Genomic DNA, 14,032 nt, shown 5'->3' on the forward strand with positions numbered 1-14,032 from the left:
CCGGATCCGCCGGATCCCGGACGAAAAAAATCCCGCCGCAGCGGGATTTTTTTATGGGCGCCCGGTCAGCGCCCCCAAAGGAAATCAGCTCTTCTTCGCCGGCGGCAGGTCCGTGCAGGTGCCGTGCGCCACTTCCGCCGCCATGCCGATGCTTTCGCCCAGCGTCGGATGCGGGTGGATGGTCTTGCCGATGTCGATCTCGTCCGCGCCCATCTCGATGGCCAGCGCGATCTCGCCGATCATGTCGCCCGCATGGGTGCCGACAATGCCGCCACCCAGGATCCGGTGCGTCTCGGCATCGAACAGCAGCTTGGTGAAGCCCTCGTCGCGCCCGTTGGCGATGGCACGGCCCGACGCGGTCCACGGGAAGTGGCCCTTCTTGACCTTGATGCCTTCGGCCTTGGCCTGGTCTTCCGTGAGGCCCACCCACGCCACCTCGGGGTCGGTGTAGGCCACGCTGGGGATCACGCGGGCGTTGAATGCGGCGCTGGACAGCTCCTTGTCGCCCTTCTGTTCACCGGCAATCACCTCCGCCGCCACGTGGGCCTCGTGCACCGCCTTGTGCGCCAGCATGGGCTGGCCCACGATGTCGCCGATGGCGAAGATGTGCGGCACGTTGGTGCGCATCTGGATGTCGACCGGAATGAAGCCGCGGTCGCTCACCGTCACGCCGGCCTTCTCGGCGCCGATCTTCTTGCCGTTGGGGCTGCGGCCCACGGCCTGCAGCACCAGGTCGTACACCTGGGGTTCCTTGGGCGCGTTCTCGCCCTCGAAGGTGACCTTGATGCCCTCCTTCGTGGCCTCGGCGCCCACCGTCTTGGTCTTCAACATGATGTTGTCGAAGCGCGGCGCGTTCATCTTCTGCCAGACCTTCACCAGGTCGCGGTCGGCGCCCTGCATCAGGCCGTCGAGCATCTCGACCACGTCCAGGCGCGCGCCCAGCGTGGAATACACCGTGCCCATTTCGAGACCGATGATGCCGCCGCCCAGGATCAGCATGCGCTTAGGGTCGGTGCCCATCTCCAGCGCGCCGGTCGAGTCGACCACGCGCGGGTCTTTCGGCATGAAGGGCAGGCTCACGGCCTGCGAACCGGCCGCGATGATGGCGTTGCGGAACTTCACGGTCTGCTTCTTGCCGGTCGTGTCCCAGCTGGTGCCGGTGCTTTCCTCGACTTCGAGGTGGTACGGATCGATGAAGTTGCCCACGCCGCGCAGCACCGTCACCTTGCGCATCTTGGCCATGGCCGTGAGGCCGCCGGTGAGCTTGCCCACCACCTTGTTCTTGTGGCCGAGCAGCTTGGCGCGATCGACCGTGGGCGCGGCGAAGCTCACGCCGAGGTCGGCGAAGTGCTTCACCTCGTCCATGACGGAGGCCACGTGCAGCAGCGCCTTCGACGGGATGCAGCCGACGTTCAGGCACACGCCGCCCAGGGTGGCGTAGCGCTCGATCAGCACGACCTTCAGGCCCAGGTCGGCCGCGCGGAAGGCGGCCGAGTAGCCGCCGGGGCCGGCACCGATCACGACCACGTCGCACTCGACATCGACCTTGCCGCCGTAGGTGGAGGCCACGGGTGCGGCGGACGGTGCCGGTGCGGGCGCAGCAGACTTGGGCGCGGGCGCTGCTGCGGCCGGTGCAGGCGCGGGGGCAGCGGACGCAGGCGCGGCTGCCGCGGCACCGTCCACTTCCAGCGTCAGCACGGCCGAGCCCTGCTTGACCTTGTCGCCCACCTTCACCGCAATGGCCTTCACCACGCCGGCGGCGGAAGACGGAATTTCCATCGAGGCCTTGTCCGATTCGACCGTGATCAGCGACTGCTCGGCCTTGACCGTGTCGCCCACATTGACCAGCACCTCGATCACCGCGACTTCGTCGAAGTCACCGATGTCGGGCACCTTGATTTGTTGTTCGCTCATTTGGACACTTTCAGTTTGAGTGTGAGAACGTCGACCGGTGGGGCCGAATTGCGATCGAATTCGCAGGCGGCGGCAATGCCTGCCTCCGCCACGTCGCGCGACGAGCGCGACTTGATGTCATAGGCCGCGTGCATGGCGCCGAGCGCAAAGCTGCGTCCCGAGCCGATGGCCCAGAACTGCTTGAACTCGAACACCTCGCGGTAGCTATAGATGCCGTAGATGCCGCTCTGGTTGGCCATCAGCATCGTGAACTGGCTCGACTCGTAGGGCTCGTGCTCGTCTTCCTTGGTCTGCATGAAGAACGAGTCTTTCAGCACCGCATGCAAGCGCGTGAAGGTGCGAAAGATCTCGTGCTTGCTGCCGAACAGCAACTGCTCGCGCGGTTGCGCGGCCAGCGCATGCTGCAGCACCAGGAAATGCGCGGCGGCGCCGGCCACGGCGAACAGGCTCTGGCCCGCCGCGTCCTCGACGGTGAAGATCTTCTGGTTCGCCTCGGCGCGGTGCGAGAGCCGCGTGTCGCCGAAGGTCACCAGAGAATCGGCTGCCATCGTGACCTGGCCGCCTTTGCGGACGGCCACTACGGTGGTCATAGGAGGATTCGACGGTAGTCCGCGAGGACCTGGCCCAGGTAGGCGTTGAAACGCGCAGCCAGGGCGCCGTCGATCACGCGGTGGTCGTACGACAGCGACATCGGCAGCGTGAGGCGCGGCACGAACTGCTTGCCGTCCCACACCGGCTTCATCTGGCCCTTGGAGAGGCCGAGGATGGCCACTTCGGGGGCGTTGATGATGGGCGTGAAGTGCGTGCCGCCGATGCCGCCGAGCGAGCTGATCGAGAAGCAGCCGCCCTGCATGTCGCCCGAGCCGAGCTTGCCGTCGCGCGCCTTCTTGGCGAGTTCGCCCATCTCCTGGCTGATCTGCAGGATGCCCTTCTTGTCGGCATCCTTCAGCACCGGCACCACGAGCCCGTTGGGCGTGTCGGCCGCGAAGCCGATGTTGTAGTACTGCTTGTAGACGAGCTGGTCGCCGTCCAGGCTGGTGTTGAACTCGGGGAATTTCTTCAGCGCCGAGACCACCGCCTTGATGACGAAGGCGAGCATCGTGACCTTCACGCCCGACTTCTCGTTCTCCTTGTTGGTGGAGACGCGGAAGGCCTCGAGCTCGGTGATGTCGGCTTCGTCGTTGTTGGTGACGTGCGGAATCATCACCCAGTTGCGGTGCAGGTTCGCTCCGCTGAGCTTCTTGATGCGCGACAGGTCCTTGCGCTCGACCGTGCCGAACTTCGTGAAGTCGACCTTGGGCCAGGGAATGAGGCCCAGCGCAGCGCCGTCGCCGCCACCACCGGCCGATGCCTTGGCCGCGGAAGCCTTGGTGCTGGCCTGGCCGCTCATCACGGCCTTGGTGAAGCTCTGGACGTCGTCCTGCGTGATGCGGCCCTTCGGGCCGGAACCCTTGACCTCGTCGAGCGGCACGCCGAGTTCGCGGGCGAACTTGCGCACCGACGGCGAGGCATGCGGCAGCTTGCCGCTGGGCGTCGTGGTCGGGTCGTGCGGGGCGGCGGCAGCAACCGGGCTCGCGGCGGGTGCCGGCGAAGCGGCGGCAGGTGCGGGGGCACTGGCCGTTGCGGCAGCCGGTGCGGCCGCCGCAGCCTGTGCGGGCGCGGGTGCCGCGGCGCTGGCTGCACCTTCGAGCACGGCAATCAGGTCGCCGATGTTGACGGTGTCGCCCACCTTGACCTTGAGCTCCTTGAGCACACCGGCGCCCGATGACGGGATTTCCATCGAGGCCTTGTCCGATTCCACCGTGATGAGCGACTGCTCGGCCTTGACCGTGTCGCCGACCTTCACGAGCAGTTCGACGACCGCGACGTCCTTGAAGTCGCCGATGTCGGGCACCTTGATCTCGATCGGGCCCGAGGCGGCAGGCGCCGCAGCCGGCGCAGGCGCAGCTGAGGCCGGTGCGGGCGCGGCGGCTGCGGGAGCCGCTGCAGGGGCCGGTGCGGCAGCGGGCGCTGCAGCAGCTCCCGCCTCTTCAGCCTCGAGCACCAGCACCACCGAGCCCTGCTTGACCTTGCCGCCGACCTCGACCTTGATTTCCTTGACGACACCGGCCGTCGACGAGGGAATCTCCATCGAGGCCTTGTCCGATTCCACCGTGATGAGCGACTGCTCGGCCTTGACCGTGTCACCCACCTTCACGAGCACCTCGATCACCGCGACTTCATCGAAATCGCCGATGTCCGGCACCTTTACTTCCACTGCTGCCATATCGTTGTCTCCCGCCGTAAGGCGCCGTTCGTTCGTTGGTTGTTGATGTTCAAGCGTAGAGCGGGTTGACCTTGTCGACATTGATGCCGTACTTCTTGATCGCTTCCACCACCTTGGTCACCGGCACGGTGCCGTCTTCGCTCAGCGCCTTGAGCGCGGCCACCACGATGTAGTGGCGGTTGATCTCGAAGTGCTCGCGCAGCTTGTTGCGGAAGTCGCTGCGGCCGAAGCCGTCGGTGCCCAGCACCTTGTAGGTACGGCCCTTCGGGATGAACGGACGGATCTGCTCGGCATAGGCCTTCATGTAGTCGGTCGATGCCACCACCGGGCCGCTCGAAGCTGCGAGTTGTTCGGCCACGAAAGGCACGCGCGGCGTCTGGTCGGGGTGCAGCAGGTTCCAGCGGTCGGCGTCCTGGCCGTCGCGCGTGAGCTCGTTGAAGCTCGGGCAGCTCCACACCGAAGCCGACACGCCCCACTCCTTCTCGAGCAGCTCCTGCGCAGCGAAGCTTTCGCGCAGGATGGTGCCGCTGCCCAGCAGTTGCACGGTCGGCGCCTTGGCCTTCAGTGCGGGGCCCTGCTTGGCCAGGTACATGCCCTTGATGATCTGCTCTTCGGTGCCGGGCTGCAGGCCAGGCATCGGGTAGTTCTCGTTGAGCAGCGTGATGTAGTAGTAGACGTTGTCCTGCTTCTCGACCATGCGCTTCAGGCCATGGTGCAGGATGACGCCCACTTCGTGCGCGAAGGTCGGGTCGTAGCTCACGCAGTTCGGGATGGTGTTGGCCAGGATGTGGCTGTGACCGTCTTCGTGCTGCAGGCCTTCGCCGTTGAGCGTGGTGCGCCCCGAGGTGCCGCCCAGCAGGAAACCGCGGGCCTGCATGTCGCCGGCCGCCCAGGCGAGGTCGCCGATGCGCTGGAAGCCGAACATCGAGTAGTACACGTAGAACGGCACCATGATGCGGTTGTTCGTGCTGTACGAGGTGGCCGCCGCGATCCAGCTCGACATGCCGCCGGCCTCGTTGATGCCTTCCTGCAGGATCTGGCCGGCCTTGTCTTCCTTGTAGTACATGACCTGGTCCTTGTCGACCGGGGTGTACTGCTGGCCGTGCGGGTTGTAGATGCCGATCTGGCGGAACAACCCTTCCATGCCGAAGGTGCGGGCTTCATCCACCAGGATAGGCACCACGCGCGGGCCCAGGGCCTTGTCGCGCAGCAGTTGCGTCAGGAAGCGCACGTAGGCCTGCGTGGTCGAGATTTCGCGGCCCTCGGCCGTGGGCTCCATCACCGACTTGAAGATGTCCAGCGACGGCACCGTGAACGCCTCGTCGGCCTTGGTGCGGCGGTGCGGCAGGTAGCCACCGAGGGCCTTGCGGCGCTCGTGCAGGTACTTCATTTCCGGCGTGTCGTCGGCCGGCTTGTAGAACGGCAGCTCGGCGATCTTGCTGTCCGGAATCGGGATGTTGAAGCGGTCGCGAAAGGCCATGATGTCCTCGTCGCTGAGCTTCTTGGTCTGGTGGACGTTGTTCTTGCCCTCGCCGATCTTGCCCATGCCGAAGCCCTTGACGGTCTTCACGAGCAGCACCGTGGGCTGGCCCTTGTGGTTGTGGGCGGCGTGGAAGGCGGCATACACCTTCTGCGAATCGTGGCCGCCGCGCTGCAGGCTCCACACCTCGTCGTCGGTCATGTGCTCGACCATCTTCAGCGTGCGCGGATCGCGGCCGAAGAAGTTCTTGCGCACGTAGGCACCGTCGTTGGCCTTGAACGACTGGTAGTCGCCGTCGTTGCACTCCATCATGATCTTGCGCAGCGCGCCGTCATGGTCCTTCGCGAGCAGCGCGTCCCAGCCCTTGCCCCAGATCAGCTTGATGACGTTCCAGTTGGCGCCGCGGAATTCGCCTTCGAGTTCCTGGATGATCTTGCCGTTGCCGCGCACCGGGCCGTCCAGGCGCTGCAGGTTGCAGTTGATGACGAAGACCAGGTTGTCGAGGTTCTCGCGCGCCGCCAGGCCGATGGCGCCCAGCGATTCGACTTCGTCCATCTCGCCGTCGCCGCAGAACACCCAGACCTTGCGGTTCCCGGTGTTGGCGATGCCGCGTGCGTGCAAATACTTGAGAAAGCGCGCCTGGTAGATGGCCATGAGCGGGCCCAGGCCCATCGACACCGTGGGGAACTGCCAGAACTCCGGCATCAGCTTCGGATGCGGGTAACTCGACAGGCCCTTGCCGTCCACTTCCTGGCGGAAGTTGAGCAGCTGCTCTTCGGAAAGACGGCCCTCGAGATAGGCACGGGCGTAGATGCCGGGCGACACGTGGCCCTGGATGTACAGCAGGTCGCCGCCGTGGTTTTCGCTCTCGGCATGCCAGAAATGGTTGAAGCCGGCGCCGAACATGCTCGCCAGCGATGCAAAGGAGCCGATGTGGCCGCCCAGGTCGCCGCCTTCGGCCGGGTGGTGGCGGTTGGCCTTGACCACCATCGCCATGGCGTTCCAGCGCATGTAGGCACGCAGGCGCTGTTCGATCTCGAGGTTGCCGGGGCTGCGGGCTTCCAGGCCGGGCTCGATGGTGTTCACGTAGCCGGTGTTGGCAGAGAACGGCAGGTCGACGCTGTTCTGCCGGGCATGTTCGAGCAGCTGCTCGAGAAGGAAGTGGGCCCGCTCGGGGCCTTCGCTCTGGATGACGGAGGACAGTGCATCCATCCATTCACGGGTCTCCTGGGCGTCCGCGTCGTTCGCGGCCGAGCCGAACAGGTTCTCTGGATTTGCCGACATGCTTGTCTCTCCTTTTAGGGCTGTGGCGGTAATTTAGTGCGCTATGCGAGCAGCGCGGCGGAGTTTCTCATAGAAACATCGAGATTTCAAATAGTGCGCATTCATTTCTTAATGTGATATTTCGACGATTTCCAGCCGCCAGAAGGCAACCATACGGGAGCCCATGGCACCGCCGCTTTCCCCATCGTTTCCGAGGGGGCTTCACCTAAACTCGGCCCATGCCTTTTTCCTCTCCGCTGGCGGTTGCCCGCAGTGCCGTGAACGCGTCGCCCCTGTCCTGGTGGCGCAAGTGGTGGCGTCGGCAGACGCCGGTGCTGCAGGACGCCGTCGCCATGCTGGCGCCGATGGCGGCCGTGCTTCTTTTTCTGGCCGCCATCGTCTCGGCCTTCTGGTACTTGCGCACCGAGGAGGTCGAGCGCGAGCAGGAGTCGGTGCGCCGCGACGTCGAATATGCGCAGCAGCGCATGCGCCTGCGCCTGCTGGAACGCCAGGAGCAACTGATGCGCATCGCGCGCGATGCCTCCAACCGCGAGATCGACCCCATCGAGTTCACCAGCCGGGCCGAGTCGCTGGTCAGCCAGTTCCCCGAACTGCAGACCATCACCTGGATCGACGACCGACGCCGCTTCAAGGCGGGCTATGCCGCGCCCAGCGTTCACCCGGCGCAGCAGCACCTGATCGGCGACGTGCTGCGCCCCGGCGACATCGAGAGCAACTACGCGCTGGCGCGCGAGCTGCGCCAGCCGGTGTATTCGCAGCCCGTGGCCGGCGGCGAGCCGGCGGCCATGCTGCAACTGCACATTCCCCTTTTCGACCAGGGCCTGTTCGCGGGCGTGGTGCTCGGCGAGTTCTCGGTCGACGGCCTGCTGCGCTACGGCATGCCGTCCGAGGTGCAGGCGCGCTATGCGGTGTCGTTGCTCGATGCCAAGGGCCATGTGATCGCCGGCAACACCGCCAACCTGAAGAACACCGGCACCCGCCTGCTGCCCTGGACCGAGCGCACCAACGAGTACGAAGTGCCGGTGTCGCCGGTGGGCAATGCACTCGTGCTGCGCGCCCAGGCCTACCGCACCTCGCAGGGCGTGGTGGGCAACGGCCTGTTCTGGCTGGTGTGCGCGCTCAGCGTGCTCACGAGCTGGATGCTGATCGGCACCTGGCGCCACACGCGCCGCCGCCTGCAGGCCCAGCAACGGCTGGTGGCAGAGACCAACTTCCGCCGCGCGATGGAAAACTCCATGCTCACCGGCATGCGCGTGCTCGACCTGCAAGGCCGCATCACTTACGTGAACGCCGCCTTCTGCGCCATGACGGGCTGGAGCGAGGAAGAACTGGTCGGCCAGTCGCCGCCCTTCCCCTACTGGCTCGAATCAGACCGCGAAGTGATGAACGAGCGGCTGGAAGAAGAACTGCACGGCCGCGCCCTGCCCGGCGGCTTCCAGGTGCGCGTGAAGCGCAAGAACGGCAGCGTGTTCAACGCGCGGCTCTATGTGTCGCCGCTGATCGACGCGCGCGGCCACCAGACCGGCTGGATGACGTCGATGACCGACATCACCGAGCCCACGCGCATCCGCGAGCAGCTGTCGGCCTCGTACGAACGTTTCACCACCGTGCTCGAGGCGTTGGACGCGGCCGTGTCGGTGGCGCCCATCGGCAGCGAGGAACTGTTGTTCGCCAACAAGCTGTACCGCCTGTGGTTCGGCTCGGACACCGTGGGCCACCTCGGCATGGTCGCCCAGGCGGGCGTGCCGGCCTCGAACGCGCACGACGAGGGCCTGGACGACGTCGACCCCTATGCGGGCCTTCCCATCGACACGCTCACCGCCGCGCAGGCCGCGAACAACGAGATCTTCGTGCCGCACCTGGGCAAGTGGCTCGAAGTGCGCTCGCGCTACCTCACCTGGGTCGACGGCCGGCTGGCGCAACTCGTGATCGCCACCGACATCACGCCGCGCCGCGACGCCGAGGAACAGGCGGCCGCGCAGGCCGACAAGGCCCAGTCGGCGAGCCGACTCATCACGATGGGCGAAATGGCGTCCAGCGTGGCGCACGAGCTCAACCAGCCGCTGACCGCCATCACCAACTACTGCAACGGAATGATGTCGCGCATCAAGGGGCAGACGATCGACACCGAAGCGCTGCTGGCCGCACTCGAGAAGACGTCGAAGCAGGCGCAGCGCGCGGGGCAGATCATCCAGCGCATCCGCTCCTTCGTGAAGCGCAGCGAGCCCAACCGCACGCCGGCCGACGTGGCCACCATGGTGAGCGAGGCGGTCGAACTCGCCGGCATCGAGCTGCGGCGGCGCAACGTGCGCCTGAACCACTACGTGGCCGCGCGGCTGCCGGTGGTGCGGGTCGACCCGATCCTCATCGAACAGGTGATGGTCAACCTGCTGAAGAACGCGGCCGAATCCATCGACATTGCCGATCGGCCGCTGGCGCGCCGCAGCGTCGAGCTGCGGGTGTTGCCCAAGGTCATCGAGGGCCACAACGCCATCGAGTTCTCGGTGCAGGACACCGGCAAGGGCCTGGCGCCCGAAGTGATGGACCGGCTGTACGAGGCCTTCTTCTCCACCAAACCCGAAGGCATGGGCATCGGGCTGAACCTGTGCCGCACCATCGTCGAGTCGCACCGCGGCCGGATGCAGGCGGAGAACATCTACAATGGTCCGGATGTGATCGGATGCCGTTTTTCCTTCTGGATTCCGGTGTTGGACGCTATCAGTTCCGTAGCTAGCGACGAGACAAAGGTACCTGCATGAGTTTGATTCCGAAGAAGGGCACGGTCTATGTCGTCGACGACGACGAAGCCGTACGCGATTCGCTGCAATGGCTGCTCGAAGGCAAGGACTACAGAGTCCGCTGTTTCGATTCCGCCGAATCCTTTCTCTCCCGATACGACCCGCGCGAAGTCGCCTGTCTGATCGTCGACATCCGCATGGCCGGCATGACCGGCCTCGAACTGCAGGATCGACTGATCGAGCGGCGCTCCCCGTTGCCCATCGTGGTCATCACCGGGCACGGCGACGTGCCGATGGCGGTCGACAGCATGAAGAAGGGCGCAATGGATTTCATCCAGAAGCCCTTCAACGACGAGGAACTCGTCACGCTGGTCGAGCGCATGCTCGAACATGCGCGCGGCGCCTTCACGCAGCACCAGCAGTCGGCCAGCCGCGACGCGCTGCTGTCCAAGCTCACGGGCCGCGAGGCGCAGGTGCTCGAACGCATCGTGGCCGGCCGCCTGAACAAGCAGATCGCCGACGACCTGGGCATCAGCATCAAGACGGTCGAGGCGCACCGCGCCAACATCATGGAAAAGCTCAATGCCAACACCGTCGCCGATCTGCTCAAGATCGCCCTCGGGCAGGCGGCGCCAGCGGCCAAGGCCTAGCAAACAGCTATCTCTTCGATAGCAACGAATGTCCACCACGCCTGCGCAAGCGGGCGTTTTTACTTGGAAAATCAGAACCGATGACCGCCCAACTGATCGACGGCAACGCCCTCGCCAAAACCATTCGCGCCGAAGTCGCCGGCCGCACCGCCGCGCTCAAGGCCCGAGGCGTGAACCCGGCTCTTTCCATCATCCTCGTGGGCGAAGATCCGGCCAGCCAGGTCTACACGAAGCACAAGGTCAACGACAGCGCCCAGACCGGCCTGCAGGCCACGCTCGAAACCTACCCCGCCGACCTGAGCGAAGCCGACCTGCTGGCGCGCATCCGCACGCTCAACGACGACCCGAAGGTGCACGGCATCCTGGTCCAGTTGCCCTTGCCGAAGCACATGGACAGCCAGAAGGTCATCGAGACGATTTCGCCCGCCAAGGACGTCGACGGCTTCCACGTCGCCAGCGCCGGCGCGCTGATGACCGGCGCCCCCGGTTTCTGGCCCTGCACGCCGCACGGCTGCATGAAGATGCTCGAATCCATCGGCTACGACCTGCGCGGCAAGCACGCCGTGGTCATCGGCCGCAGCAACATCGTCGGCAAGCCGATGGCCATGATGCTGCTCGCCAAGAGCGCCACCGTGACCATCTGCCACAGCGCCACGCAAGACCTGGGCGCCATCACGCGCCAGGCCGACGTGATCGTCGCCGCGGTGGGCAAGCTCAACCTGCTGACCGCCGACATGGTCAAGCCCGGCGCGGTGGTCATCGACGTGGGCATGAACCGCAAGGAAGACGGCAAGCTGGCCGGCGACGTCGATTTCGACGGCGTGAAGGAAGTGGCCGGCTGGATCACGCCCGTGCCGGGCGGCGTCGGCCCCATGACGCGCGCCATGCTGCTCGCCAACACCCTTGAAGCGGCCGAACGCGCCGCCAAGTAACTCTCATGGCCATGACGAACAACCCCCTCCTCGACTTCAACGATCTCCCGCTGTTCGACCGCATCCGGCCCGAGCATGTCGCGCCCGCCGTCGACGTTCTGCTGGCCGATGCCGAAACCGCGCTGCAGGCCGTGACGGCGGCCGAATTCCCGGCCGACTGGAATGCCATCTCGAAGGTGCTCGACGTGGCCTCCGAACGCTTCAGCCGCGCCTGGGGCGCCGTGGGCCACCTGAACGCCGTGGCCGACACGCCCGAGCTGCGCGCCGCCTACAACGAGGCCATGCCGCGCGTCACCGCCTTCTGGACCCGCCTGGGTTCGGACGAGCGGCTGTACGCCAAGTACAAGGCCATCGACGTGTCCACGCTCAACGCCGAGCAGCGCCAGGCGCATCGCAACGCAGTGCGCAACTTCGTGCTGGGCGGCGCCGAACTGCAGGGCGAGGCCAAGAAGCGCTTTGCCGACATCCAGGAGCGCCAGGCCGAGCTGAGCCAGAAGTTCAGCGAAAACGCCCTCGACGCGACCGATGCCTTTGCGTACTACGCGGCGTTCGGTGAACTCGAAGGCGTGCCCGAAGACGTGGTGAGCGCCGCGCGCTCGGCCGCCGAAGCCGATGGCAAGGACGGCTACAAGCTCACGCTCAAGATGCCGTGCTACCTGCCCGTGATGCAGTTCGCCAAGAGCAGCGCGCTGCGCGAAAAGCTCTACCGTGCGTACGTCACGCGTGCCAGCGAATTCGGCGACGCCGCCTTCGACAACACGGCGCTGATCACCGAGATCCTCGCGCTGCGCGAAGAAGAAGCGAAGCTGCTGGGCTACAACAATTTCGGCGAGCTGTCGGTCGTGCCGAAGATGGCCGAATCGCCCGAGCAGGTCGTGAAGTTCCTGCGCGACCTGGCCGTCAAGGCCAAGCCCTACGGCGAACGCGACCTGGCCGACCTGCGCGTCTTCGCGTCGGAGCAACTGAGCATCACCGACCCGCAGCCCTGGGACTGGAGCTACATCGGCGAGAAGCTCAAGGAAGCGCGATACGCTTTCAGCGAACAGGAGGTCAAGCAGTACTTCCCAGCGCCGAAGGTGATGGCGGGCCTGTTCAAGATCGTCGAGACGCTGTTCGAAGTGTCGATCCGCCGCGACAGCGCGCCGACCTGGCACCCGAGCGTCGAGTTCTATCGCATCGAACGCGCCGGGCAGAAGGTCGGCCAGTTCTACCTCGACCCCTCGGCCCGCGCTGCCAAGCGCGGCGGTGCCTGGATGGACGACGTTCGCGCCCGCTGGCTGCGCCCCGACACTGGCGTGCTGCAGACGCCCGTCGCGCAACTGGTGTGCAACTTCGCCAGCGGTGTCGACGGCAAGCCGCCGCTGCTCACGCACGACGACGTGACCACCCTCTTCCACGAGTTCGGCCACGGCCTGCACCACATGCTCACCCAGGTGAACGAGCGCGACGTCTCGGGCATCAGCGGCGTCGAGTGGGACGCGGTAGAGCTGCCGAGCCAGTTCATGGAGAACTTCTGCTGGGAGTGGGATGTGCTCAAGCACATGACCGCCCATGTCGACTCCGGCGAGCCGCTGCCGCGCGCGCTGTTCGACAAGATGACGGCCGCCAAGAACTTCCAGAGCGGGCTGCAGACGCTGCGCCAGATCGAGTTCTCGCTGTTCGACATGCTGCTGCACACCGAGTACCACGCCTCGGCGGCCCAGACAGGCGACGTGATGGCGCTGCTCGGCGCGGTGCGCAGCGAAGTGGCCGTGATGCCTTCGCCCCCCTTCAGCCGCACGCCGAACACCTTCAGCCACATCTTCTCGGGCGGCTACGCGGCCGGCTACTACAGCTACAAATGGGCCGAGGTGCTGAGCGCCGACGCCTACGCGGCCTTCGAGGAAACCGTGGGCGCCGATGGCGAACCGAACATCGAGACCGGCCGCAAGTACCGCCAGGCCATTCTCGAGGCCGGCGGCAGCCGCAGCGCGATGGATTCGTTCAAGGCCTTCCGCGGCCGCGAGCCCCAGCTTGATGCGCTGTTGCGACATCAGGGCATGGCGCAGGCCCAGCCCGCTTGATGCGGCGCTGAAGCTTGCGATACTCGGGCGATGCACACGATCCCTTACAAATTCTCACTGCATCGCCTGGGCGCGCGGACGGCAGGCGTCTGCCTCCTGCTCGTTGCTGCCGGCGCCATGGCGCAGTCGGTCTACCGCCAGGTCGACAAGAACGGCAAGGTCACTTTTTCGGACCGTGCCCCGGCCGCCAGCACCGAGCCCGCCTCGGGACCGCAAGGCGCCGTGGGTACACCGGCCGGCGCAGGCCTGCCTTACGAGCTTCGCCAGGTGGCGCAGCGCTATCCGGTCGTCCTGTACACGAGCGACGAATGCGCGCCCTGCGGCGCGGCGCGCTCGATGCTCGTCACGCGCGGCATTCCCTTCGATGAACGCACCGTCAAGAGCAACGAGGATATCGAGGCGCTGCAGCGCCTGAGCAGCCAGAGCTCGCTGCCGCTGCTCACCATCGGATCGCAGCAACTCAAGGGCTATGGCGACGCCGAGTGGTCGCAGTACCTCGACGCAGCCGGCTACCCGAAGAGCAACAGTCTGCCTGCGGGCTATCGCAACGGACTGGCACGCCCGCTGGTCGCCCAACAGGCGACGCCGGCGCCGCGTGCCGCCGCGGCACCGTCAGCACAACCCGCGCTGCCGCCCGCATCCAGCGAACCTGGTCCGAGCAACCCGGCCGGCATCAAGTTCTGAGCCTGGCCGCCGGCGGCCCTG

The 14,032-nt window shown here is 66.0% G+C and carries 9 protein-coding genes; 5 read left to right on the top strand and 4 right to left on the bottom strand.

Annotated features, from left to right (window positions below):
- Nucleotides 1-84: 84 nt before the first annotated feature.
- From lpdA to aceE, 4 genes are read right to left on the bottom strand one after another with little or no spacing between them, the layout of a single operon-like run.
- Nucleotides 85-1,914 (bottom strand): dihydrolipoyl dehydrogenase, encoded by a 1,830-nt coding sequence (gene lpdA / locus AC1DJH_RS08685; RefSeq protein ID WP_478185397.1) that lies wholly within the window; start codon nt 1,912-1,914, stop codon nt 85-87.
- Nucleotides 1,911-2,504, bottom strand: coding sequence for an MFS transporter (locus tag AC1DJH_RS08690; protein WP_478185398.1), 594 nt, complete (start codon nt 2,502-2,504; stop codon nt 1,911-1,913). Before AC1DJH_RS08690 ends, lpdA begins: the two co-directional genes overlap by 4 nt.
- Nucleotides 2,501-4,180 carry a dihydrolipoyllysine-residue acetyltransferase gene (aceF, locus tag AC1DJH_RS08695; RefSeq protein ID WP_478185399.1) on the bottom strand — a complete coding sequence of 560 codons (1,680 nt, stop codon included), beginning with the start codon at nt 4,178-4,180 and terminating at the stop codon, nt 2,501-2,503. The genes AC1DJH_RS08690 and aceF overlap by 4 nt, the downstream gene beginning before the upstream one ends.
- Nucleotides 4,181-4,229: 49 nt before the next feature.
- Nucleotides 4,230-6,944: a pyruvate dehydrogenase (acetyl-transferring), homodimeric type gene (gene aceE / locus AC1DJH_RS08700; protein WP_478185400.1), complete on the bottom strand. Its 2,715-nt coding sequence runs from the start codon at nt 6,942-6,944 to the stop codon at nt 4,230-4,232.
- Between the two features lie 218 nt (nt 6,945-7,162).
- On the opposite strand from aceE, the gene AC1DJH_RS08705 reads away from it, so the two are divergent.
- From AC1DJH_RS08705 to AC1DJH_RS08725, 5 genes are all read left to right on the top strand, one after another.
- Nucleotides 7,163-9,703 carry a PAS domain-containing sensor histidine kinase gene (locus tag AC1DJH_RS08705; protein WP_478185401.1) on the top strand — a complete coding sequence of 847 codons (2,541 nt, stop codon included), beginning with the start codon at nt 7,163-7,165 and terminating at the stop codon, nt 9,701-9,703.
- The gene (locus tag AC1DJH_RS08710) at nt 9,700-10,332 is read left to right on the top strand and encodes a response regulator transcription factor (RefSeq protein WP_012747279.1); all 633 of its coding nucleotides are present in this window, start codon (nt 9,700-9,702) and stop codon (nt 10,330-10,332) included. Before AC1DJH_RS08705 ends, AC1DJH_RS08710 begins: the two co-directional genes overlap by 4 nt.
- An 80-nt stretch (nt 10,333-10,412) precedes the next feature.
- Nucleotides 10,413-11,264 (top strand): bifunctional methylenetetrahydrofolate dehydrogenase/methenyltetrahydrofolate cyclohydrolase FolD, encoded by an 852-nt coding sequence (gene folD, locus AC1DJH_RS08715; RefSeq protein WP_435438583.1) that lies wholly within the window; start codon nt 10,413-10,415, stop codon nt 11,262-11,264.
- 5 nt (nt 11,265-11,269) lie between these two features.
- Nucleotides 11,270-13,327, top strand: coding sequence for a M3 family metallopeptidase (locus AC1DJH_RS08720; RefSeq protein ID WP_478185402.1), 2,058 nt, complete (start codon nt 11,270-11,272; stop codon nt 13,325-13,327).
- A gap of 30 nt (nt 13,328-13,357) precedes the next feature.
- Nucleotides 13,358-14,011, top strand: a complete 654-nt coding sequence (locus tag AC1DJH_RS08725; RefSeq protein WP_478185403.1) for a glutaredoxin family protein — start codon at nt 13,358-13,360, stop codon at nt 14,009-14,011.
- Nucleotides 14,012-14,032 lie beyond the last annotated feature (21 nt).

This window comes from Variovorax sp. 10N412 (assembly GCF_056394985.1).

Excerpts from the sequence above, each read along its gene's own strand:
- lpdA (WP_478185397.1), bottom strand. The coding sequence starts at position 1,914 with ATGAGCGAACAACAAATCAAGGTGCCCGACATCGGTGACTTCGACGAA.
- AC1DJH_RS08690 (WP_478185398.1), bottom strand. The coding sequence starts at position 2,504 with ATGACCACCGTAGTGGCCGTCCGCAAAGGCGGCCAGGTCACGATGGCA.
- aceF (WP_478185399.1), bottom strand. The coding sequence starts at position 4,180 with ATGGCAGCAGTGGAAGTAAAGGTGCCGGACATCGGCGATTTCGATGAA.
- aceE (WP_478185400.1), bottom strand. The coding sequence starts at position 6,944 with ATGTCGGCAAATCCAGAGAACCTGTTCGGCTCGGCCGCGAACGACGCG.
- AC1DJH_RS08705 (WP_478185401.1), top strand. The coding sequence starts at position 7,163 with ATGCCTTTTTCCTCTCCGCTGGCGGTTGCCCGCAGTGCCGTGAACGCG.
- AC1DJH_RS08710 (WP_012747279.1), top strand. The coding sequence starts at position 9,700 with ATGAGTTTGATTCCGAAGAAGGGCACGGTCTATGTCGTCGACGACGAC.
- folD (WP_435438583.1), top strand. The coding sequence starts at position 10,413 with ATGACCGCCCAACTGATCGACGGCAACGCCCTCGCCAAAACCATTCGC.
- AC1DJH_RS08720 (WP_478185402.1), top strand. The coding sequence starts at position 11,270 with ATGGCCATGACGAACAACCCCCTCCTCGACTTCAACGATCTCCCGCTG.
- AC1DJH_RS08725 (WP_478185403.1), top strand. The coding sequence starts at position 13,358 with ATGCACACGATCCCTTACAAATTCTCACTGCATCGCCTGGGCGCGCGG.